General features: G+C 66.2%; 18 protein-coding genes. 16 read left to right on the top strand and 2 right to left on the bottom strand.

The annotated features are described in order from the left end of the window. Positions 1–9: 9 nt before the first annotated feature. The gene (locus ELEN_RS09020; protein ID WP_227101377.1) at positions 10–1,308 is read right to left on the bottom strand and encodes an IS256 family transposase; all 1,299 of its coding nucleotides are present in this window, start codon (positions 1,306–1,308) and stop codon (positions 10–12) included. A gap of 488 nt (positions 1,309–1,796) precedes the next feature. Here ELEN_RS09020 and ELEN_RS09015 point away from each other — a divergent pair, with 488 nt between their 5' ends. From ELEN_RS09015 to ELEN_RS08995, 5 genes are read left to right on the top strand one after another with little or no spacing between them, the layout of a single operon-like run. Beyond that, positions 1,797–3,152: a DUF2130 domain-containing protein gene (locus ELEN_RS09015; RefSeq protein WP_015760796.1), complete on the top strand. Its 1,356-nt coding sequence runs from the start codon at positions 1,797–1,799 to the stop codon at positions 3,150–3,152. A 55-nt stretch (positions 3,153–3,207) separates the two neighbouring features. After that, positions 3,208–3,531 carry a hypothetical protein gene (locus ELEN_RS09010; protein ID WP_009307196.1) on the top strand — a complete coding sequence of 108 codons (324 nt, stop codon included), beginning with the start codon at positions 3,208–3,210 and terminating at the stop codon, positions 3,529–3,531. Next, positions 3,531–3,857 carry a type II toxin-antitoxin system RelE family toxin gene (locus ELEN_RS09005; protein WP_009609259.1) on the top strand — a complete coding sequence of 109 codons (327 nt, stop codon included), beginning with the start codon at positions 3,531–3,533 and terminating at the stop codon, positions 3,855–3,857. The genes ELEN_RS09010 and ELEN_RS09005 overlap by 1 nt, the downstream gene beginning before the upstream one ends. A 14-nt stretch (positions 3,858–3,871) precedes the next feature. Next, complete coding sequence (locus tag ELEN_RS09000) at positions 3,872–5,656, top strand: hypothetical protein (RefSeq protein ID WP_015760795.1); 1,785 nt, start codon at positions 3,872–3,874, stop codon at positions 5,654–5,656. Between the two features lie 54 nt (positions 5,657–5,710). Continuing rightward, complete coding sequence (locus ELEN_RS08995; RefSeq protein WP_015760794.1) at positions 5,711–6,607, top strand: Fic/DOC family protein; 897 nt, start codon at positions 5,711–5,713, stop codon at positions 6,605–6,607. Here ELEN_RS08995 and ELEN_RS08990 read toward each other — a convergent pair. Further along, positions 6,597–7,112 carry a YaiI/YqxD family protein gene (locus ELEN_RS08990; RefSeq protein WP_009609235.1) on the bottom strand — a complete coding sequence of 172 codons (516 nt, stop codon included), beginning with the start codon at positions 7,110–7,112 and terminating at the stop codon, positions 6,597–6,599. The two genes, ELEN_RS08995 and ELEN_RS08990, sit on opposite strands and share 11 nt — an antisense overlap. Positions 7,113–7,304: 192 nt before the next feature. On the opposite strand from ELEN_RS08990, the gene dltA reads away from it, so the two are divergent. The 11 genes from dltA (at position 7,305) to rapZ (ending at position 21,444) form a co-directional block, all read left to right on the top strand. Then, positions 7,305–8,855 carry a D-alanine--poly(phosphoribitol) ligase subunit DltA gene (gene dltA, locus ELEN_RS08985; RefSeq protein WP_009307191.1) on the top strand — a complete coding sequence of 517 codons (1,551 nt, stop codon included), beginning with the start codon at positions 7,305–7,307 and terminating at the stop codon, positions 8,853–8,855. A gap of 16 nt (positions 8,856–8,871) precedes the next feature. Next, entirely contained in the window at positions 8,872–10,044 is a 1,173-nt protein-coding gene (dltB, locus tag ELEN_RS08980; RefSeq protein ID WP_009307190.1) for a D-alanyl-lipoteichoic acid biosynthesis protein DltB, read from the top strand. After that, the gene (gene dltC, locus ELEN_RS08975; protein WP_009307189.1) at positions 10,037–10,291 is read left to right on the top strand and encodes a D-alanine--poly(phosphoribitol) ligase subunit DltC; all 255 of its coding nucleotides are present in this window, start codon (positions 10,037–10,039) and stop codon (positions 10,289–10,291) included. The genes dltB and dltC overlap by 8 nt, the downstream gene beginning before the upstream one ends. Positions 10,292–10,355: 64 nt before the next feature. Further along, positions 10,356–11,621, top strand: a complete 1,266-nt coding sequence (gene dltD / locus ELEN_RS08970) for a D-alanyl-lipoteichoic acid biosynthesis protein DltD (protein ID WP_231566088.1) — start codon at positions 10,356–10,358, stop codon at positions 11,619–11,621. Beyond that, positions 11,618–11,794 carry a hypothetical protein gene (locus ELEN_RS16315; protein WP_156732906.1) on the top strand — a complete coding sequence of 59 codons (177 nt, stop codon included), beginning with the start codon at positions 11,618–11,620 and terminating at the stop codon, positions 11,792–11,794. The genes dltD and ELEN_RS16315 overlap by 4 nt, the downstream gene beginning before the upstream one ends. Position 11,795: 1 nt before the next feature. Continuing rightward, positions 11,796–13,478, top strand: coding sequence for a serine hydrolase domain-containing protein (locus tag ELEN_RS08965; RefSeq protein ID WP_015760791.1), 1,683 nt, complete (start codon positions 11,796–11,798; stop codon positions 13,476–13,478). A gap of 65 nt (positions 13,479–13,543) precedes the next feature. Beyond that, complete coding sequence (locus ELEN_RS15925) at positions 13,544–14,488, top strand: LysO family transporter (protein ID WP_015760790.1); 945 nt, start codon at positions 13,544–13,546, stop codon at positions 14,486–14,488. Positions 14,489–14,574: 86 nt separating this feature from the next. Next, positions 14,575–16,776 carry an ATP-dependent helicase gene (locus tag ELEN_RS08955; RefSeq protein WP_009307185.1) on the top strand — a complete coding sequence of 734 codons (2,202 nt, stop codon included), beginning with the start codon at positions 14,575–14,577 and terminating at the stop codon, positions 16,774–16,776. A gap of 683 nt (positions 16,777–17,459) precedes the next feature. Beyond that, a complete protein-coding gene (locus ELEN_RS08950) occupies positions 17,460–17,888 on the top strand; it encodes a hypothetical protein (protein WP_015760788.1) in 429 nt (142 codons plus the stop codon). Positions 17,889–18,104: 216 nt separating this feature from the next. Continuing rightward, on the top strand, positions 18,105–20,471 hold the full coding sequence (uvrC, locus tag ELEN_RS08945; RefSeq protein WP_021410735.1) for an excinuclease ABC subunit UvrC: 2,367 nt from the start codon (positions 18,105–18,107) through the stop codon (positions 20,469–20,471). Positions 20,472–20,475: 4 nt separating this feature from the next. Next, positions 20,476–21,444, top strand: a complete 969-nt coding sequence (gene rapZ, locus ELEN_RS08940; RefSeq protein ID WP_009307182.1) for an RNase adapter RapZ — start codon at positions 20,476–20,478, stop codon at positions 21,442–21,444. The last annotated feature ends 4 nt before the right edge of the window (positions 21,445–21,448 follow it).

Raw genomic sequence — 21,448 nt, 5'->3', positions numbered from 1 at the left:
AGGTGAATCTTAGCCTTCGTCCTCCTTCGGGTCAATGGCGCTCCCTATGATCTTGCGCGCCGCCTCGCGGGCGGCGAGCACCTCGGCCTCGCCGGGGGCCTCGCGCTCCTGGGCCTTCCAGGCGTGCGCGAGCGAGGGCCTGGAGATGACGCAGCGCGCCGACCACTCCTCGTCGGCCTCGATGAGCGCCGCTCCCACCAGGCGGATGAGCGACTCGCGCGAGGGGAACCCCTGCACGACGCGCGTCCTGCGCTTGATCTCGCGGTTGGCCCTCTCCTGGACGTTGTTGGTGCGGATCTTGGTGCGGTGCGTGGCCGGGAACGCCAGGTAGGCGAGCGCCGCCTCCTCGGCCTCCAAGAGCACGTTTCCGGCCGCCCTCGAGATCTTCAGCACCTCCTCGGTCGCCTCTTGGTAGCACGCCCGCACGAGGACGGGGCTCTTCTGCGCGAAGACGGCCTTCATGGCCTCGCGCGCCTTTCTCTGGTCGTCCTTCCTGTGGATGCGGCCCGCCACGTTGCGCATGAGGTGCGTGACGCAGCGCTGCCAGGCCGCTCCTTGGAACGTCTCGGCTATCGCCTTCGCGAGCCCTTCGTGGGCGTCCGAGACGACGAGGCGCACGCCGTCGACGCCGCGCGCCCTCAGGCCGGAGAGGAACGCCTTCCACCCGGCGTGGCTCTCCGTGTCCACGCAGTCCACGCCGACGAAGCGCTTGTGGCCCGTGTCGTCGAGCCCGATCGCGGTCACGACGGCCTGGGACGCCGAGCGCCCCTCCACGCGGCACTTCACGTAGGTGGCGTCGAGCCACAGGTAGGCGAAGCGCACCCCGTCGAAGCGCTGCCTCCTGAACGCGTCCACCTCGGCGTCCAGGCACTCGCACAGGCGCGACACCTGCGACTTCGACATCGACCTCACGCCGAGCTCGCCCGCGACGGCCTCCACCTTGCGCGTCGATATCCCCATGACGTACATCTCGGCCACCGCCGCGACGAGCGCCCGGTCCACCCTGCAGTAGCGCTCGATCAGGTCCTCGGGGAAGAACGAGCCTCGGCGCAGCTTCGGAATCTTGAGGGTGACGTCGCCCGCGGCGGTCGAGAGCCCCCGCTCCCGGTAGCCGTTGCGCGAGTTGACGCGCCCCTCGTCGCGCTCCCCGTAGGGGGCGTTGCACGCCTCGTCGGCCTTCGCCGACATCGCGGCGTTCGCCAGGAGCTCGAGCATCCTGCGCCCGAAGGCCTGCAGGTCGGTGCATTCCTCGAGGATCGCGAACGCGAGCCCCTTCACTTCGGGGTCGTTGAATAGTAGAGTGTCCATAGCGGGCATCGCCTTCCTTCGAATCTGTCTTTTGTGGTGATTGACGATTCTAGACGATGTCCGTTTTTCTCGGGCAGGCTTCGCCCGCCCTCCAGAAACGGATTGATACACCAACTTTCGGGACGCTACCGGCTCGCACGGATCGATGAGGCGAAAACCCGGTCGCAGCGGTAAAATCGGAACGGTTTGGAATTCAAGAAGCCTGAATCGAGCGCTTTCGAGGCCCTTCTCTTATCGTGACGACGAGATTTTCCGCGAAACCCCTGTTCAGCGTATCGTCCTACCTAATGACCGTATTGAGCGCCATTACCAAACCGTCTCGTTTTTACCGCAGCGCCCGGTTTTTCGGCTCATCTAGCCTGCCCTTCGTGTTGGTATCGAGGAGCCGGCCGTGGAAATAACCGGGTATCGCTTCGGCTGTCCCGAAAGGAGGGCTGGCGGTGCGCGGCGATGGGGTAGAATCGGGGGATACGGGAGAAGGAGCGAGCATGAACGAGATCAAGTGCCCCCATTGCGGCGAGATGTTCACCATCGACGAGGCCGGTTTCGCGGCCATTCTGAAGCAGGTGCGCGACGCCGAGTTCGACAAGGAGGTGCGTCGCCACGAGCAGCTGATGGCCTCCGAGAAGCAGCAAGCCGTGCAGTTGGCCGTGGCCGAGGCTCTTGCGAAAGCGCAGGGCGACGCGGCTCAGAAGGAGGCGCGCATCGCCGAGCTGGAGGCGCGGCTGCAGGCGGAGCAGCGTGAGCGCGAGAGCCAGCAGCGCCTGGCCCACGCCGAGCGCGAGCGGGCGCTGGCCGACGCGGCGGCTGCGAAGGACGCCCGCATCGTCGAGTTGGAGCAACGTGTGGAGGCGCAGGGTCGCGCCTTCGAGGCGGAGAAGAAGCTGGCGGTGGAGCAGGCGCGTTCGGCGCTGGAGCGCGAGCGCGACGCGCTGGCCGCGCAGGTGGCGCTCAAGGACGCCGAGAAGAGCCGATGCGAGAGCGCCCTCAAAGAGCAGCTGGCCATCGAGCTCAAAGCCAAGGACGACATCATCGCCTACAAGGACGGCGAGATCGAGCGCTACAAGGACATGAAGGCGCGCCTGTCCACCAAGATGGTGGGCGAGTCGTTGGAGCAGCACTGCGAGACCGAGTTCAACAAGATCCGCGCCGCCGCGTTCCCGCGCGCGTACTTCGAGAAGGACAACGACGCGTCCGAGGGCTCGAAGGGCGACTTCATCTTCCGCGAATGCGACGAGGAGGGCAACGAGATCGTGTCCATCATGTTCGAGATGAAGAACGAGTCCGACGATTCGTCGCATCGTCACAAGAACGAGGACTTTTTCAAGAAGCTGGACGCCGACCGCAGGAAGAAGGGGTGCGAGTACGCGGTGCTGGTCACGTTGCTGGAGCCGGAAAGCGAGCTGTACAACCAGGGCATCGTGGATGTGTCGTACCGCTTCGAGAAGATGTACGCCATTCGCCCGCAGTTCTTCCTGCCGATGATCTCCATCCTGCGCAACGCGGCGTTGAACTCGATGGCGTACAAGGCGGAGCTGGCGGTGGTGCGCAACCAGAACATAGACATCACGAAATTCGAAGAGCAGATGGAAACGTTCAAAAGCGGTTTCGCGCGCAATTACGATCTGGCCAGCCGCAAGTTCCAGACGGCCATCGACGAGATCGACAAGACCATCCTGCACTTGCAGAAGACCAAGGACGCCCTCGTGTCGTCCGAGAACAACCTGCGCCTGGCGAACAACAAGGCCCAAGACCTCACCATCAAGCGCCTGACCAGGAACAACCCCACCATGAAAGCGGCCTTCGAGGCGCTGGCCGAGGAGAAGGATGACACGCAGCCGTGATTCGTCTATATCGTGAAAATATGCTAGTATATTTTCACGATATAAGGAGGTTTTCATGGCGACACCCGCTGAGCTGCTAGACAACATGGTGCCTGTTTCGGCGTTCAGCCGGGGCAAGGCCGCGCAGGCTTTCTCGTCGGCGTCTAATTCCACGCCCGTCATCGTGTTGAAGAACAATGCACCGTATCGCGTTATCACGACGCCGGACGAGTACGCCTATCTCTCGGAGGTCGAGGCCGACATGGTGCTTATGGCCGAAGCGATGGCGCGGTTGACGGCGAATCAGGATGCAGGATCCGTCCCTGCGGAAGAGGTGTACGCCGAGCTGGGCATCGCGCTTGAGGATGTTGACGCCATCGAAGACGTGGAGCTGGCGTGATGTGGGAGCTGTCGTTCCTTCCCGAAGCTCGGGAGGATCTTCGCGCATTGGACGGATCCCAGCGTATACGCGTGGTGAAGGCGATCGCCAAAGTGCAGTCGAATCCTCTTCCCTCATCCGAAGGGGGATACGGAAAACCTCTTGGGAACAAGCGCTTGTCCCAGTTGAGCGGCCTGATGAAAGTGAAATTGAAGTCGGATGGCATCCGGATCGTGTACAAGCTTGAGCGCATCGAGCATGCCATGCGCATCGTCGTGATTGGGGTTCGCTCCGATGATGCGGTATACCGCGAAGCCCAGAAACGGCGGGAGTCGCACGGATTGTAGACGGGGTGGGCGCTATGCGGGACGATTTCACGACGAAGGAGCGCACGGGCGCGGGGACGGGGGAGGTGCTCGCGCGGCTCGGGTACGCGCTGGTGGGCGCGCTCGTCGCCGTGCTGGTTTCGGCGATGATGTCGCTGGTGCCGTGGCCCGCGGACGACACGCTGTTTCCCGTGTACGTCAACGCATCGGTCATGGGGGCGACGCTCATGCTATGGGCGTCGTTCAAGCCTTCGCGCGGTTCGGCCGGCGCGGTAGCTGCCGAGGCGCTCACGGTGTTCGTCACCGTGCTTGTTGTGCAGATGGTCGGCAGCTGCCTGCAGTCGCCGAGCTTGTTCGGCCTCTATCCCAATCCTCTTTCATGGGTATGGGATCATGCGATCTTCATGCTGTACAGCGGGCTTGCCCTCGTTTTGCCGATATCCTGGGCGCTCGGCAGCAACGAGCGGTGGGCGCGGCGCTCGTTCAAACGGGTCCTCGGCGAGCTTGCGTTCGTCCTGGCGGCATGGGCGCTCGCTGCAAGCGGCGTCCTTGATTCGGCTCATTCGCTGATCGGCTTCATGGTGCAAGGCCTCGTCTTCGTCGCGTCCGCGCTTGCCACGGCGGCGGTGTTCCAGCGGCTGGCGTGCGCACTGGTCGGGCGCTACCGTGCGGTAGAGGAGCAGTCTGCGCCCCGGCCGAGACATGCGCCGCCCGTTTTCGAGCCCCGGCGTCCCGCGCCGCGCGCGAACCTGCGTGCGGCGTGCATCGCGTTGCTCGTCGGATCGGTGGGCGTCAGCGTGTGCGCGCTCGCATTCTTCTTCGTTTGCCAGAAGCAGGCGGCGGCTCAGGGTTTGGAGCTGCGCAACATCGTTTACGACATCCCGACCGCTTGCGTGCTGGTCACGTGTTTCGTCGCGATCCCGTTCGTCTTGGTGGGAACGCTGAGAGGATCCGGCAAGGATTATCGCTTGGCGGGGTATGCCGCGCTTTGCGCGATCGTGCTGCTGCCGGTCATGCTGTTATCCACGTTTCGGCTGGAATCTCCCGAAGAAACCGACCTCGGCGGCGGCGCCATCGAAGTGGTCACGCCTGAATGGTTCGATACGCCGCGCGTGGAATACGCGACGTCCGAAGGCCCCTTGTTCATGAGGATGCTGTCGAACGCACGCCTCTCGTCGACATCGGACGAGGGGCAGCCTCTTCCTCCCGTACGATCGGGCTACTCGTACCACAATACGGGCAACATCGTCTCCATCGACCACGAGGCGCTCGTGCTCGTGCTGGCGATAACGCAATCCACCGAGGATATCGCGACGGGAACGCAGGTGTCGGTCGATTGCGCGTCTACCGAGCACTTCGACGTACCGTTCGACGAGCTGGCGGTGGGCGATAGCGTGCAGATCCGCTCCACTGAGGCTCATACCGACGGCGCCATCGTTGCGCAGAAGGTGTTCGGTCCGGCGCGCGATCTGGTGCCCGAGCAGCAGGGGCGCGTCGAGGAAGAAACGCTCGACGACATCCTCGCGTCGTACGACTGCGGCTATACGGTGTCGGGCACGGTGACGTCGGCCGTCGAGGAGAACGGGTTCTCGTTTCGCGTGGACGACGGGGGCGGCTTCATCGAGAACGGCACGGAGCTGCGCGTGTCCACCGCATTCGTCGAGCGCCGCCTGTACGGCATGAAGGGCCTGCAGTGGTGGATGGACGGCGTGATCGTCGGCTTCTCGGACCTGCCGGCCGAGGGCGTGCTGCGCGCGAAGGTGATCGTGGGCAACGATGACACGTCATCCGACTACTGGGAGAACATGCCCGCCTCGTAATGCGCTACAATGGCGAACGTGATCCAGTTCCGAACAGTTGCGAAGGAGGCTTCGTTGACCGCCGATTGTCCAGAAGACTTTCCGTACGAGGCGAAGCCCGAGCTTCGCGACCCCGCTGTGCGCGAGGGCTATTGGCGCGTTGCGATGGGCTTGCAGGAGGTCGACGGGCTGAAGCCTTCTCCGTATCTGCGCGATCTCGCTCGAGAGCACGTGAGCGGCGTGCGCGGGCTGGACGAGACGGGCAGCATGATTCGCGCCTACCACGCGCGACAGAAGGCGGATGGGCGCGACGAGGCTGCGGGGGAGTGCGAAGCCGACCTCGTGAGCCAGCGCATCGTCGAGCTGCTGGCTTCGGGCGCGTTCGCGCTGGTACCCGATATGCTCGCCGTGATCCATGGCGCGTTGTTCCAGGATCTCGATGCGGCGACGTATCGACCCGGCGAGTATAAGACTGAAGCGCTGCAAAAGCGCGAGTTCGTGCTGAACGGCGACAGCGTGGTGTACGCCGATCCCTCGTTGATCGAGCGCTCGCTGGCATTTCTATTCGACGAGGAGCGGTCGCACGTCTACGGCATCGAGTTCGACGAAGCTCAGCTCGAACATCTCGGCCGCTTTATCGCAAGGTTGTGGCAGGTTCATCCTTTCGTCGAGGGCAATACGCGGACGACGGCGGTGTTCGCGGTGCTCTACCTGCACGATCTGGGCTTCGATATGGACAACGAGCCGTTCGAGCGGCATGCTCGGTACTTTCGCGATGCGCTCGTGCGCGCGAACTACCGCAACGCGAAAGCGGGCGTCCTGCCCGACCTTCGCTTCGTCGTGCGGTTCCTCGACAACCTGCTGAACGAAGCCGAACACGAGTTGCGCTCGCGCGATCTTGCGTGCAAGGCGTTGTTCGACGACCCCTCGTTTTTGCGCAACGTCGATCCGTCGCAAGCGATCAGCTTGTAGGGAAGCCCTCCCGTTTCCCGTCGCGCAGCGTCTCCTCTACGAGGCGCTGGAGGTTCGCGGCGAAGCGCTCGCGATCGTCGTCTTCGAAGGCGGCGGGACCCTTCGTCCGGCCGCCCTGGCGGCGCACTTTCTTCTCCTCGTGGCGGATGTGCATGTCGAGGTCGATGGTGGTCAGCGTGTACACGCGCCCGCGCACGCCGATGGCCCGGGCGTGCCGTCCCAGCGCCATGGCGGCCAGCCCGATGTCCTGCGTCACCACGATGTCTCCGGGTTCCAGCTCCTGCACGATGGCGAAGTCGGCCGCGTCGGCGCCGATGCCCACGGGCAGCGTGTCCACCCAGAACCCGTCGCGGGGCTCGCGCGGATCTCCGCGCCTGATGTGCCGAGCAAGGTTCTGCGTCGCGTTGCCCGCAACGACCGCGGGCAACGCGTTCTTGCGCGCAACGGCCAGGGTTTCGGACGTGACCGGGCAGGCGTCGGCGTCGATGTAGATCGTCGGTCTCATGGGCTCGCTTTCTTTCGGAAGATTCCAGTATACGGTACGGCAGCCTGAACGAGGCGCGATCGTGCGCGTCAATGCGTCGGAACGGTGTCCGAAATGTGCGCAGACGGTGATCGGCGGGCCCCGTAGACATTTTATTGAGAAATGCGTCCTAGATTCTTTCCGTTTGATAGTGGAAGCTGCGGGAGGATCAGCATGAGGAGCGAGAACGAGTTTTTACGCGCAGTCGAGCAGCAGGTGCGCGAACATCCGCAAGCGCCTGCCCACAAGGCGCCGAACGGCCTGACGACCACGTACGCCGAGCTATGGGAGGCCTCCGATCGCATTGCCGCCGCCTTGGCGGCCCGCACGGAGAAGCGACAGCCGGCGGTGGTGCTCGGCCACAAATCCGCATGTATGATCGCAGGGTTTCTCGGCTGCCTTAAAAGCGGGCATGCGTTCGTCCCCGTAGACACGGAGATGCCCCTTACGCGTCTCGCGGACATCCTGTCCCAGCTCGGGGAGACGCTCGTGGTGGTTACCGAGGACATGCCCGATGCCCTGGCGTGCGCGCTGCCCGAGTCAGACGTGCTCGATGCGCGCGCGGCCGTCGCCGCAGCGGGCAGCCCCTTCGTCGTCCCCGATCGCGCGAGCTGGGTGACGGGCGACGAGACGCAGTACCTCATCTTCACGTCCGGCTCCACGGGTCGCCCGAAGGGCATCGAGGTCGGCGCGGACAACGTTGCGCGCTTCATGGACTGGGTTTGCACGTTTCCCGTGATCCGCGAGGGCGGGCGCGTATTCCTGGACCAACCGCCGTACTCGTTCGACCTGTCCGAGTACGAGGTGGTGGGCGCGCTCGCCACCGGCGGCTGCCTGCACGCCGTCGAACGCGAGGAGACCGAAGATCTGCGCGCGCTATTCGCCGACCTACGCGATTCGGGCGTGGAAGTGTGGACGTCCACGCCGTCGTTCGCCGACCTGTGCCTGGCCGACCGCAGCTTCGACGAAGCCCTGCTGCCCGACGTGCGCCTGTTCCTGTTCTGCGGCGAGGCCCTGCGCCGCTCCACGGCTGCGGCTCTGCGCGAGCGGTTCCCTCGTGCCCGCATCGCGAACACGTACGGTCCCACCGAGTCGACCGTGGCGGTCACCTACGTCGAGATCGGCGATTCGGAGCTGGTTGACGAGCGCCCGCTCCCCGTCGGCCGTCCGCGCCCCGGCACCGAGCTGCGCATCGTCGACCCCGAGACGGGCGCCCCGTGCGAGGCCGGGCGGATCGGCGAGATCGTCATCGTGGGCGACACGGTGGCCAAAGGCTACTTCCGCAACCCCGAGAAGACGGCGGCGGCCTTCTTCGACGCGACGCTTGTCGACGGCACGCCCGTGCGTGCCTACCGCACGGGCGACGCGGGCCACCTCGACGAAAGCGGCATGCTGTACTGCGACGGTCGTTTCGACTCGCTCGTGAAGGTGAACGGCTTCCGTATCGAGCTTGCGGACGTGGAGGAGAACCTTGGCGCGCTGCCGCTCGTGAAGCAGGCGGCGGTCGTGCCCGTGCGTCGCCGCGAGCGCGTGGCGTACCTGAAGGCGTGCGTGGTGCTGCGCGAGCGTCCTGCAGGCAGCGACTTCGAGATAGCTCGTCTCATCAAGGCTCGGCTGGCCGAGCGCGTGCCCGGCTACATGGTGCCGCGATCGGTGGCGCTCGTGGGCGAGCTGCCGCTGACCTGCAACGGCAAGGTGGACCGCAAGGCGCTGGCCGAGGCATGAGGCATGGCGATCATCGATGACGTTCTACGCCGACCCCAGCTTCTTCATGCTCTTGGCGCTGGCCGTGGCGGGCGCCGCCTTCCTCGGATTGCGCGAGAAGCCGATCGCGCGCTACGGTATGGTCGCATCGGCCGCGTTCTTGGCGTGTTTGTTCTGCAAGGATCTGCCGGGTCTCGCCGTGGCGGCGTTGTTCGTGGCGACGGCGACGCTTTCGACGCGTTGGGTGTTGGCCAGCCCTCGCTCGAACGGGCGCTTCGCCGTCGCGTTCGCGCTCATCCTGTTGCCGCTCCTCTCGGCGAAGGCGGGCGCGGTGTTCGACCAGAACCTGCTGGGCTTCATGGGCGTGTCCTACATCACGTTCAAGGCGCTGCAGGTGCTGTTCGAGGTGCGCGACGGCGTCATCGAGGAGCTGGGCCTGTTCGACTACCTGTACTTCCTGCTGTTCTTTCCGGTGTTCACCTCGGGCCCCATCGACCGTTCGCGCCGATTCGCCGAGGATGCGCGCAAGGTGCGCTCGTGCGACGAGTACGCGGGCCTCTTGGCGCGGGGCATCCTGCTGCTTCTGGTCGGGCTCGTGTACACCTTCGTCATAGCCGTCTGGCTGCACCGCTTCTATGCGCCGACAGCTTGGGGAACGGGGCCTTTCCTCGCCGAGCTGGGCGTGCAGGTGCGAACGGCGTACGTGTACGGGCTGTACCTGTTCTTCGACTTCGCGGGCTACAGCCTCATGGCCATGGGCGCCAGCTACTGTTTCGGAATCCGGACGCCGCGCAACTTCCGCGCGCCGTTCGCGGCCGTGGATATCAAGGACTTCTGGAACCGGTGGAACATCACGCTGTCGTTCTGGCTGCGCGACTTCGTGTTCATGCGGTTCTCGCGCTTGGCGCTGAGGCGCCGTTGGTTCGACAGCCGGCTGGCCGTCGCATGCTGGGGCTTCGTGTTCGACATGGCCCTTATGGGCGCTTGGCATGGCCTCACGGTCAACTACTTGCTGTACGGCCTGTTTCACGGCCTGCTGCTAGCCGGCAACGAAGCGTTTCAGAAGAAGTCGAAGTTCTACAAGTCCCATAGGAAGGCCCCCGCGTTCAAGGCGCTGTCCTGGTTCGTCACGCTGCAGTTGGTGATGTTCGGGTTCGCGCTGTTCTCGGGGCAGATCGCGATGCTCGTGAAAGGAGCGTTCAATGGCTGATATGACGTACGAGGAGCTTGAGGAGAAGATGCTGGACATCCTCGAAGAGGTGTGCGGCGACGACGAGGTGCGCACGAACCGCGACGAGGACCTGTTCGCGCTGGGGCTGCTGGACTCCATGGGAGCCATCGAGCTTTTGGTGGATATCGAGGACGTCTTCGGAGTGTACATTGCCCCCACGGAGGTGGAGCGCGACGAGATGAACACGGTGAACCTCATCATCCACCAGGTGGAGATCAGACTGTAGCGATATGGCGAAGCGCTCGAACATACCGGGGGCAGCGCCCGCGTCCAAACGGGCGCGAACCGGCGTGCGTCTGCTGCGCGGCGTGCTCGCGGGGCTGTTGGCCGCCGCGCTCGGGTTGGCGGGCGTCTGCGCGATGCTGCCTGCACAGACCGCCTACGATCCGGCACGCCTCTACGATTACGTGTACTCGGGCACGAAGTCGCAGAGCGTGCCCTTCACCACGGCGTCGATGAGCGACGACGGCCATCTTGCGTTCGGCTCGTCGGAGTTCTTCATCTCGAAGGACAAGGTGGCGCAATGCCCGCAGGCGGTGTTCGGCGAGAACGTGACGGGCGTCGATCTGACCTACGTGGGCGAGGCGTACGACCAGAGCCTGTGGCAGGCAATCGCCGCAGGCGCGTACGCCGGCGAAGCGAAGAACAAGAAGGTGATGATCGTCGTGTCGCCCCAGTGGTTCTTCAAAGGGAACGGCGACCAGGGCAAGTTCGCTTCGAAGTTCTCCTACGAGCTGTACCGCCGGTTCGCGAACAACCCGAGCATCTCCGGTGAGACGAAGGCCTACGTGCGCTCGCGCGTGGAGGCGCTGGGCGTGGACGCGAAGACCACGGCGGCCGCCAACCGCGACACCGTGCTGGACGCAGCGAACGACGCGGCCACGGCGTTCGCCGACGACCTGCGCACGCGCAGCCGGCTTCCGGGCATCATCGCGGGCGCGCCGCTCAAAAGCACCGTCCGCGCCGCGGGCACGTCCACCGGCGAGCCGGATTGGAACGCGCTGCTGAAGCAGGCGGATGCATCGGGCGACGCCGCCTGCACCACGAACGACTTCGGCATATACGACGCGTACTGGCAGAAGAACTCGGGCTATCACGTGGAGCGCGGGCAGAACTTCTCGCAGGCTGACGAAGAGTACGCCGATCTCGCCTGCTTCCTGCGCGTGTGCCGCGAGGCAGGGCTCGAGCCGCTCGTGACCATCCTTCCGGTGCATGGTGCCTGGTACGACCGCGAGGGCGTTGCACACGCCGAGCGCCAGGCGTACTACGAGCGCATCCGCGGGCTGTGCGACGACGCCGGGGCCGCCTACGCCGACTTCTCTAGCTGCGAATACGAGAAGTACTTCCTGTGCGACACGGTGCATCCCGGCTGGCGCGGTTGGGTGCGCATAGAGCAGGCGTTCTACGACTTCGTCCACGATCGCGACGACGCGTTTCTCGGCGGCGGCCGGTTCGGTGCGGCCGAGGGACTGGACGCGGCGGGAAACGCGGGCGCTTCGCTGGCCGGCGTGGGCGGAAACGCCGGGGACGGCGGCTCGGGCGGGAGCGCATCGTGATGGCGCGCGCGAGAAGGCTGGCTGCCGCGGCGCGCGCTGCGGCGGAGGCGCGCCCGGCGCTGCTCGGCGCGGCGGCCGCGCTGGCGGTGGTTGCGCTGGCGCTGGCGCTGGGGTGGTTCGTGGTCTTCTCGGGGCTGAGCGAGCCGGTGCAGTTCGTGTACAGCAGCTTCTAGCATGGGACGCCGGAGCGAAAGACCGACGTGCGGTATCGTCGCGGCCGCGGTGGCGGCGGCTTTGGCCGCATGCGCGCTTCTGCTGCCGTCCTGCGCGTCGGGGGAGGCGACCGTCCTGCCGCTTGCAGGCGGCGAGGCGGCCGTGTCGGAGGACGGCGCGGCGAGCGAGGCCGAGTCCGGAGGTGCGACCGAGGCGAAGGCTTCGGACGACCCGGAGGATCCCGGCGACGCGGAGGCGTCCGCCGCCGATCTCGACGAGGCCGACGAAGGGGCGTCTCCCGAAGGGCTCGAGCCTACGGGCGATGAGCTGGCCGCGCGCATGGACGCCTACTTGGCCGCGAACTTCCCGCGAGCGGGTGCGCCCGGGCTGGCGGTAGCGGTGGTGGATGCCGGCGGCGTGCGCTACCTGCGCACGTTCGGCGACTGCCCCGACGCGGACGCGCCTTTCGTCGTGGGCTCTCTCAGCAAATCGTTCACGGCGGTGGCCGTCATGCAGCTGGTTGAGCAGGGCGCGGTGGATCTGGACGCGCCCGCGTCGCGCTACGCCCCGGGCTACGACGTGCCCGACGAGGTGACCGTGCGCAGCCTGCTCAACCAAACGAGCGGGTTCGGCGCCTACGATTCGCTCGCGGAAGCCGCCGACGGCGAGCTGGGAGAGACGTTCGGGGCGTTCTCGTACGCGAACGCGAACTACGACCTGCTGGGGCGCGTGGTGGAAGGAGCCTCGGGCGAGGACTACGCTCGTTACCTGGATGAGCACGTGCTGGAGCCGCTCGGCATGGCTTCGACGACGGCCGATCCGGCGCGAGCGGAGGCGCTCGGCATGGTGCCGGGCCATCGCGACTGGTTCGGGCTGCCTGTGGCCGATGGGTTCCGGCATGCCCAAGGCGACGGCGCATGGGGCGGTCCCGCGTCGGGCTACGTGGCTTCCAGCGTGCGGGATATGGCCTCCTACCTGCGGATGTATCTAAACGGCGGCATGGGCGGCGACGGCGCGCGCGTGCTGTCCGCCGACAGCGTGCGGCGCATGTTCCTCGACCGCGTTCCCGACCCCGAGGGCGATACGTATTACGGCATGGGCTGGACGTCGTTCTCGTGGGACGACGGCGAGCTTGTGCTGTCCCACGACGGGCAGGTGGAGAACTACACTGCCAGCATGTGCCTGCTGCCCGAGCGCGGCATCGGCATCGTGGCGCTGAGCGACGCCAACGACAACGCGGGCGGCAACATCCGGTTCTTCGACCTGGTCGGCGGGGTGGTGTCGGTCGCCATCGGCGGGACGGGGCAGCCGATGGACGATGCGTGGACATGGGCGTGGCGCCAACGCGTCGACGTGCTGTACGCGAGCGCCCTGCTTCTCGCCGTCTCGCCGTTGCTGCTGACGGGTCGGTGGCGGCGCCGGCTTTCCGCAGCGTGCAGGGGAGGCGTCGCGCCGATCGTACGCGCCCGGTCGCTGCGCATGCTGCTCGTGCGAGGCGTCTTGCTGCACGTCGCGCTCCCCGCTTGCATCCTGGCGCTTCCTTTCGTCTGGGGCGTTCCGTGGCGCGACCTGCTGACGTTCTCCCCCGACGTGTCGACGGTGCTTCTGGCGAGCGCGGGGCTGCTCGTCGTCGCAGGCGCGGTGAGGCTGGCGGCGGCCGTAACGCTTCGAAACGACGAGCCGCCGCCTTCGATCATGCGGTAAGATAGCTCCCCTACGACGTGCGGGCGCGCGACGCGCCCGCACGCTGATCGATGGAAAGGGGAGTCGTGGAGATACTGGCGGTCATGGCGGCGGGCGTGCTCGTAGGGGCGACGGTGTTTCCTGCACGGCTCAAAGGGCTGAACGAGAAGCTGACGCTCGCGGCCACTGGACTGCTCATTTTCTCGATGGGGGTGCTGCTCGCCGGACGCGATTCGTTTCTGGAGGAGCTGGGCCAGGTGGGATGGGCCAGCATCCTGTTCTGCCTCGTGCCGGTGGCGTTCTCGACGATCGCCGTGTACGCGCTGACGAACCTGTTCATGTCCGACATCGCCCGGCGTCCGGCGGGCCGGCATGTGTCTGCGGCGCAGGACGATGCCGAGGGCGGCGCGGATGCGCGCGGCGAGACCGTCATGATCGGCGTGGCGGTGGGAGCTCTCTCGCTGGGAGCGGCGTACGGCCTCTCGGGCGTCTCGCTCGCGCCGGTCGACCTTGTGGCCGATCATTCGGAAGCCGTCCTCTACGCGCTCATGTTCTTCGTGGGCATCAGCGTGGGCGGCAGCCGCGGCCTCTTGGGCAAGCTGCGCCAGTACCATGTGCGCGTGCTCATCATCCCGGCCGGCATAGTGGCCGGATCCGTGCTCGGCGGGCTCGTCTGCGCGCCGCTCGCGGGCATGTCGCTGCCCACGGGCGCCGCCGTGGCGTCGGGCCTGGGATGGTACAGCCTGGCGGGCGTCATGATGACCGACATCGCCGGAGCGCAGGTAGGCAGCATCACGTTCCTGGCGAACCTGCTGCGCGAGCTCGTGTCGTTCTTCAGCATCCCCTGGATCGCCAAGCATCTCAACTATCCCACGTGCATCGCGCCGGCCGGCGCCACAAGCGAGGACACCACGCTGCCCATGCTCATCCGCTGCACGAACGGCGAGACCGTCGTGCTCTCGGTGCTGAACGGCGTCATCTGCTCCGCGCTGGTCCCCGTGCTGATCGAGGCGTTCCATCAATTCATGTAGGGAGCGGCGGTTTTTTCGTGCGCCGAATGCTTCGCGCGAAACATTTGTTCGGGAACATCTGTGCGTTTTCTGGTATACTGAACCCTATGGAACAAATGATCGACATGCAAGCGGAAAACCGACACGGCCTTCTCGGGGACGATGCGCCGCGCTTGAACGCGGCGCAGCGCGAGGCCGTCACGGCTACCGAGGGGTACGTGCGCGTGATCGCCGGGGCCGGCACGGGCAAGACGCTGGCGCTCGCGCACCGCTTCGCCTACCTGGTGAACGAGCTGGGCATCATGCCCGGCAACGTCCTGTGCGCCACGTTCACGAACAAGGCGGCAGGCGAGATGCGCCGCCGCATCCGGCGTCTTACGGGCGACAACGACACCGGCTACATCAACACGTTCCACGGCTTCTGCGTGTCGGTGCTGCAGGAGGACGGCCATGCGCTGCAGTACCCGAAGAGCTTTCTCGTGCTGGACAACGCCGACATCGATGCCATGCTGCAGGTTATCTACGAGGAGCGCGGGCTCACCCTGCGGGACATGACGTTCTCGAAGGCGCGCGACATGATCGAGATCATGAAACTGAAAGAGCGCCCGGGATACTACCGCGACATGCTGGCCATGCCGCTCGAAGGCCTGAGGCAGAAGTACCTCGACGCGACGGACGCGCGCGACATCATCTTCTACGGCTACCTCTACCAGGAGAAGAAGTGCTTCGGGCTGGACTACAACGATCTCATCGTGTTCGTGCTGTACCTGTTCGAGCAGAACCCCGACATCCGGCTCAAATGGCAGAAGCGGCTCGAGTACATCATGGTGGACGAGTTCCAGGACATCGACGGCCTGCAGCACGAGCTCATGGAGGTGCTGGCCGGCTACCACAAGAACCTGTTCGTGGTGGGCGACCCCGACCAGACCATCTACACCTGGCGCGGGGCTGACGTGCGCTACCTGCTGGACTTCGACAAGCGGTTCCCCGGCACGCGCACCGTCATGATGTTGGAAAACTACCGGTCGGCGCCGCGCGTGGTGGCCGTCGCGAACTCGCTGATCGAGAAGAACCGCGAGCGCGTGCCGAAGCGGCTGGCGGCCATGCGCTCGGTTCACGGCCCCACGGTGTGGCGCCATGCCAAGAGCCCGGACGGCGAGGCCGCGTGGATCGCCCAGGGCGCCCTTGCGCTGCACGGCGAGGGCGTGGCGTACCGCGACATGGCGGTGCTCTACCGCGCCCATTACGCGTCGCGGCCCGTGGAAGAGGCGCTTTTGCGCGCGGAGGTACCGCATGCGGTGTACAGCGGCGTGCCGTTCTTCGGCCGCCGCGAGATCAAGGACGCGCTGTCGTACCTGCGCCTCGTCGCCTACCAGGACGACCTCGACTTCGCGCGCGTGGCGAATGCGCCCAAGCGCAACCTGGGTGCCCGGCGCATGGCGTTTCTGCGCGAGAAGGCCGACGAGCTGGGATGCAGCCTGTTCGAGGCGCTCGAGCGCTTCGTGGACGACGATCTGTTCAAGCGCACGAAGGCGCGCCAGCTGCTGCAGCTGGTCGACCGCTTCCGCTCGTCGTACGAGGGCCGGCCGGTGTCCGAGGTTCTGGCGGCCGTGCTGTCGGAAAGCGGCTACGAGCGCGCGCTGCGCACCGAGGGCAGCCAGGAGCGGCTCGACAACCTGGCCGAGCTAAAACAATCCGTATACGAGTTCGAGACGACGTGCGGGGAGGAAGTGACGCTTGAGCACTACCTGGCGCACACGGCCCTGCTCACGAACGCCGACGCGATGGACGACGCGCAGGACAAGGTGCGGCTCATGACCGTCCATGCGGCCAAGGGCCTCGAGTTCGCGCACGTGTTCCTCTGCTCGATGACCGAGGGCGTGCTCCCGTCGCGCAAGACCGACACGCCGCAAGGCATGGAGGAGGAGCGGCGGCTGGCGTTCGTGGCCATGACGCGTGCGCGCGACGGGCTGTACCTCACCGAGGCGGAAGGGCGCGGCCACGAGGGCGCGCCGCGCTATCCCTCGCGCTTCCTGCTGGACATCGACCCGGCGGCGCTCGAGTTCTCGAACAAGCCCGCCGAGCGCGAGCTCGACGACGCGCGCGCAGCCTACGCGCTCGCCGACCGGTGGATCGCCGACCTCGTCCGCGACGCGCGCTTCGCGGTGGGCGACCGCGTGACGCATGCGGCGTTCGGCTCCGGGCGCGTGCTGGCGGTCGATTCCCAGAAGCGCGCCTACGAGGTGGCGTTCGACGATCTGGACACGCCGCGCACCATCTCGTTCAAAGCCAAGCTCGAGCAAGCCTGACGAACCTCTTCCGCTCCGAGCTCCTTCGCGCTCGGCGCCCAAGCGCTCGCGACATACGCGGTTCGCGTCCTGCGCTGCCTCGTCGAGGGCCTGCTTCTGCACCCGAGCCCCGAATCCTGCTCGGCGGTCCGCATCGTACGCCTGGTGCCATCATCCGTTTCGCTGCAGCCATTCGCTCTTCTGCAAGATGTTTCACGTGAAACATTCGTTCGCTCATAGCCCAGGCGGGGGCGCGGACGAGGTACTGCGGGGCAGGGTGGCGCCTGCCGCGGGCTGTCCGCGCCCCGCGCGGCTGCGAGCGCTCCGCCAGCGCTGGTTTTCGGGCCGGTTCTGCAAGTTTTTCGACTTCGTGGCAAGCAGCTTCCGAGGACCGGCTTATTCACCGGGCGTTTTGCGTCTACATCGGGAAGGAGCGACCGGGCATCGAGAGGCGCCGAGGCTAAACCCCTGGTCGCGAATGACGTCCTTTGCCACGAAGTCGAAAAACTTGCACGGGCGGCCCTGTTTCCCGCTTCCGCAGCCTTCGCTCCCGTGCGATCCGGTCAAAACTACCTCGGACGCCGCCGCAGCCCGTCGCCTCCGGCCGGAGGGAAGGGGGCGCGACATGATCGGGGATTATACGTTAAATGGGGAGTCGGAACATTCGTTCGCATGCTATACTGTCAGCGTCGAAAGGAGGAGGCATGCAGCGGATCGCCATGATCGGGTTTGCTCTGGCGACGGTCTCGGTGCTGCTCGCCGGGTGCGCGGCGGGGTCGTCCCAGGAGCCTCTGTACACCACGGTCGACACGCCGTACTACGACGTCATGCTGCCGACGTCGTGCTTTACGTCGTTCGCGGTCGATTATGACGACTCGTACCGTTTGGATGGGGACACGGGGGAGGGCATCGGGTTCTGCGTTTCCGTGTGCGACGAGGGCACGGAAGAGCCGCTCTGGTACGTGCTGTGCGCCACGTCTTCGTACGGTCCGGATCCTGGCTTTCATCTCACGGTGGACAAAGGCGCTCCTTCTGCATGGCCCGCAGCGCACGTGTACGTGTCGCAGCCGATCTTCCCGATCGACGCTCCCGACCGCGTAGCCGTCTACGCCCGCTACGTCGCCGTGAAGTAGTAGCACTGCCGAGGATGTTTCATGTGAAGCATCCATTCGTGTGCATGGCATGTTGCCGCATCGGATTGCCGATAGGGGAATGCCGTGCCGTTCCCGACCGGATTCGTCGGCGGTGCGCTCGGCGAAACGCCTTCCGCGATCCGTCTCTCTTCTGCAAACCGCGTGGAGCGAACGTGCGCTCAGGGGAACGCTTGTGCGGTTTGCTATACTGGCCGCATGGACGATCTCAACGAAACCACTCAAAGCAAGCGCCCGCTCGACGAAGGGCTTCTCGCATTCGACGGGGCTCCTGCGCCCGCTGACGCTTCCGCATCCGACGACGCTCCCGCGCCTGGCGACGGGTCGGCTGCGTCGGGCGCCGCGCTCGGCATGCCCGATGCGGGCGGCGTCGAGCGCCTGACGGGCGACGCCTCGCTCGATGCGGGGGAGCTTCGCGACGACGAGCGCCTCGAACGGGAAGGTCGCCGCCGGCCATCGCTCGAACGTGCCGCGCGCGAGCACGACGCCCACGCCGCGCGCGCCGAAACCGGCCAGCGCGCCAAGCTCGAGCGCATCAAGGAAGAGCTGAACAGCGTGCCCACGCTGCCGGGAGTGTACCTTTGGAAGGACAAATCAGGCCAGGTCATCTACGTGGGCAAGGCCAAGCAGCTGCGCGCCCGCATGCGCCAGTACGTGAACTTCCAGGACGAGCGCGCGAAGATCCCTTTGCTGGTCGACCAGATCGACAGCTTCGACTACATCGTGGTGGAGAACGAGCACGAGTCGCTCGTGCTGGAGAAGAACCTCATCAACCAGCACGCGCCGTTCTTCAACGCCGACTTCAAGGACGACAAGTCCTACCCGTTCATCGCGCTCACGAAGGGCGATGTGTTCCCCGCCATCAAGTACACGCGCGAGAAGCACCGCGCGGACACCAAGTACTTCGGCCCCTACACCGACAGCCGCGCCGCCCGCGACATGGTGGACATCGCCCGGCGCGTCGTGCCCCTGTGCGCCACGTCGTGCGCCGACTGGCGCCAGCTCAAGCGCCGTTTGGAGAAGGATCCGCTCGCGCTCATGTCGCACGACGCCCGCCCGTGCTTCGACGCGCACGTGGGCCTGGGCCCCGGCGCCTGCTGCGGCGGCATCACGCCCGAGGACTACCGCGTCCACGTCAAGCGCATCGAGCGCTTCCTGTCGGGCCAGCACCGCGAGTTCGTCGACGAGCTGCAGGCCGAGATGCAGGAGGCGGCGGCCGAGCTGGACTTCGAGCGCGCCGCGCGCATCAAAGCGCGCATCGACACCATCAACAGCCTCACCGACAAGCAGCATGCGGTGTCAACGCGCAACCTCGACGCCGACGTCGTGGGCCTGTTCCGCGAGGAGACGGTGGCCGGGGTGCACGTGTTCATGGTGCGCGAAGGGCGCATCATCAACTCCAACGAGTTCGTGCTCGACCGCGGCAAGGACGTGCCCGACGACGACCTCCTGCACATGTTCCTGCTGCGCTACTACGATGCCACCACGTCCATCCCGCACGAGGTCATCCTGCGCGACGAGCCCGAGGACAAGGCTGCCATGGAGGCATGGCTCACCGAAAAGCTGGCCAGCCCCTACGGGGCGAAGGTGCGCATCACCGCGCCGCAGAAGGGCGAGAAGGCCGAGCTCGTGGGCATGGCCGAGACGAACGCGAAGCACACGCTCATGCGCTACAAGGTGCGCACGAACTACGACGACAAGCGCATCAACAACGCGCTTCTGCAGCTGGAGAGCGCACTGGCCCTGGACGAGCCGCCCATGCGCATCGAGTGCTTCGACATCTCCACCATCCACGGCTCCTACACGGTGGCCTCGATGGTGGTGTTCACGAACGGCAAGCCCGACAAGAACCAGTACCGCCGCTTCAAGATCAAGACGCCGCTCGACGAGGCGAACGACTTCCTGTCCATGCAGGAGGTCATGAGCCGCCGCTACGCGCCCGAGCGCATGGCCGACGAGCGCTTCGGCAGCAAGCCCGACCTCATCATTCTCGACGGCGGCAAGCCGCAGCTGTCGGCGGCGCTCGAGATGTTCGAGCGGATGGGCATCGACGACATCGCTATGTGCGGTCTGGCCAAGCGCGACGAGGAGCTGTTCGTGCCCTGGCAGGACACGGGCCCGGTGGTGCTGCCCAGCGGCTCGGCGTCGCTGTACCTCGTGAAGCAGGTCCGCGACGAGGCGCACCGCTTCGCCATCACGTTCCACCGCGAGCTGCGCGGCAAGGGCATGACGGCCTCCATCCTCGACGACGTGACGGGCATGGGGCCGGTGCGCAAGAAGGCGCTGCTGAAGGCGTTCAAGTCGTTCAAGAACCTGAAGAGCGCCACGCTCGAAGAGATCAAGGAGGCGCGCGTCGTCCCCGTCGAGGTGGCCGAGGAGCTGTACCGGGTGCTGCAGCAGTATAATAGGGAGCGGAAAGACGAGCGCGTGGTGGGCGGCGAGGCCGGAGAGGCCGTCTGCCCGCCCGCAGGCGAGGGCCCGGCGGCGGTCGAATCCGCCGCGGTGGACGCGGCGGTCGAGGCTGCCGTGCAGGGCGAACGCACGCGCACGGATACGGAAGGATAGCGCTATGAGCGAAGAAACCGCAGGCAAGACGGCAGACCAGTCCGTCGATCTGCAGCATATGCCCGAGCTGGTCATCGTCACCGGCATGAGCGGCGCCGGGCGCACCGAGGCCATGCACTCGTTCGAGGATCTCGGCTACTTCTGCGTGGACAACCTGCCGTCCAGCCTGATCGGCAATCTTTTGGAGCTGACCGGCATGCCCGGCCAGCCCGACGAGAAGCGCCGCCTCGCCGTGGTGTGCGACGCGCGCAACCGCGACTTCTTCGCGAGCCTTGCCGGCGAGCTCAAGAAGTTGAAGGGCCTGGGCATCGACTACCGCATCCTGTTCTTGGACGCCGCCGACGAGAAGCTCGTCGCGCGCTACAAGTCCAGCCGACGCCGCCATCCGCTGTGCGCCGACGGCGCATCCATCGCGCAGGGCATCGAGCGCGAGCGCGACCTTCTGTTCGAGGTGCGGGAGAACGCCCATCACGTCATCGACACCACGTCCATGCTGCCGCCGCAGCTGCGCTCGACCATCCGCGCGCTGTTCGCGCCGGGCGAGGAGCGCGCGGGCCTGTCCGTCACCGTGTACTCGTTCGGCTTCAAGCACGGAGCGCCGCTTGACGCCGACCTGGTCATGGACGTGCGCTTCCTGCCGAACCCCTACTACGAACCGCAGCTGCGCAGCCTCACGGGCCTCGATAAGCCGGTCAGCGACTTCGTGCTGTACCGCCCCGAGACCGAAGAGTTCCAGGAGAAGTGGCGCGCGCTTCTGGATTGCGTCATGCCCGGCTACGTGGCCGAGGGCAAACAGCAGCTGGCCATCGCCGTGGGATGCACGGGCGGCCAGCACCGCAGCGTCGCGCTGGCCGAGTCCACGGCGGACTACCTCAAGGCGAAGGGCTACCGCGTGAGCATCGCGCACCGCGACCTGTCGCTGGCCGAGGGCGCCGACGCCTCGGCGCGCTCCGGCGCTGCTGCAGGCCGGTAGGGGA

The organism is Eggerthella lenta DSM 2243 (assembly GCF_000024265.1).
Taxonomy (GTDB): Bacteria; Actinomycetota; Coriobacteriia; order Coriobacteriales; family Eggerthellaceae; genus Eggerthella; species Eggerthella lenta.
This window is presented reverse-complemented; position numbering and strand designations above follow the sequence as displayed.

Bases quoted from the DNA above. Each gene is read 5' to 3' on its own strand.
- uvrC (WP_021410735.1), top strand. From the start codon at position 18,105: ATGGACGATCTCAACGAAACCACTCAAAGCAAGCGCCCGCTCGACGAA.
- ELEN_RS08965 (WP_015760791.1), top strand. From the start codon at position 11,796: ATGGGACGCCGGAGCGAAAGACCGACGTGCGGTATCGTCGCGGCCGCG.
- rapZ (WP_009307182.1), top strand. From the start codon at position 20,476: ATGAGCGAAGAAACCGCAGGCAAGACGGCAGACCAGTCCGTCGATCTG.
- ELEN_RS09010 (WP_009307196.1), top strand. From the start codon at position 3,208: ATGGCGACACCCGCTGAGCTGCTAGACAACATGGTGCCTGTTTCGGCG.
- ELEN_RS09015 (WP_015760796.1), top strand. From the start codon at position 1,797: ATGAACGAGATCAAGTGCCCCCATTGCGGCGAGATGTTCACCATCGAC.
- ELEN_RS08950 (WP_015760788.1), top strand. From the start codon at position 17,460: ATGCAGCGGATCGCCATGATCGGGTTTGCTCTGGCGACGGTCTCGGTG.
- ELEN_RS08990 (WP_009609235.1), bottom strand. From the start codon at position 7,112: ATGAGACCGACGATCTACATCGACGCCGACGCCTGCCCGGTCACGTCC.
- ELEN_RS09005 (WP_009609259.1), top strand. From the start codon at position 3,531: ATGTGGGAGCTGTCGTTCCTTCCCGAAGCTCGGGAGGATCTTCGCGCA.
- dltA (WP_009307191.1), top strand. From the start codon at position 7,305: ATGAGGAGCGAGAACGAGTTTTTACGCGCAGTCGAGCAGCAGGTGCGC.
- dltC (WP_009307189.1), top strand. From the start codon at position 10,037: ATGGCTGATATGACGTACGAGGAGCTTGAGGAGAAGATGCTGGACATC.
- ELEN_RS09000 (WP_015760795.1), top strand. From the start codon at position 3,872: ATGCGGGACGATTTCACGACGAAGGAGCGCACGGGCGCGGGGACGGGG.
- ELEN_RS09020 (WP_227101377.1), bottom strand. From the start codon at position 1,308: ATGGACACTCTACTATTCAACGACCCCGAAGTGAAGGGGCTCGCGTTC.
- ELEN_RS08955 (WP_009307185.1), top strand. From the start codon at position 14,575: ATGGAACAAATGATCGACATGCAAGCGGAAAACCGACACGGCCTTCTC.
- dltB (WP_009307190.1), top strand. From the start codon at position 8,872: ATGACGTTCTACGCCGACCCCAGCTTCTTCATGCTCTTGGCGCTGGCC.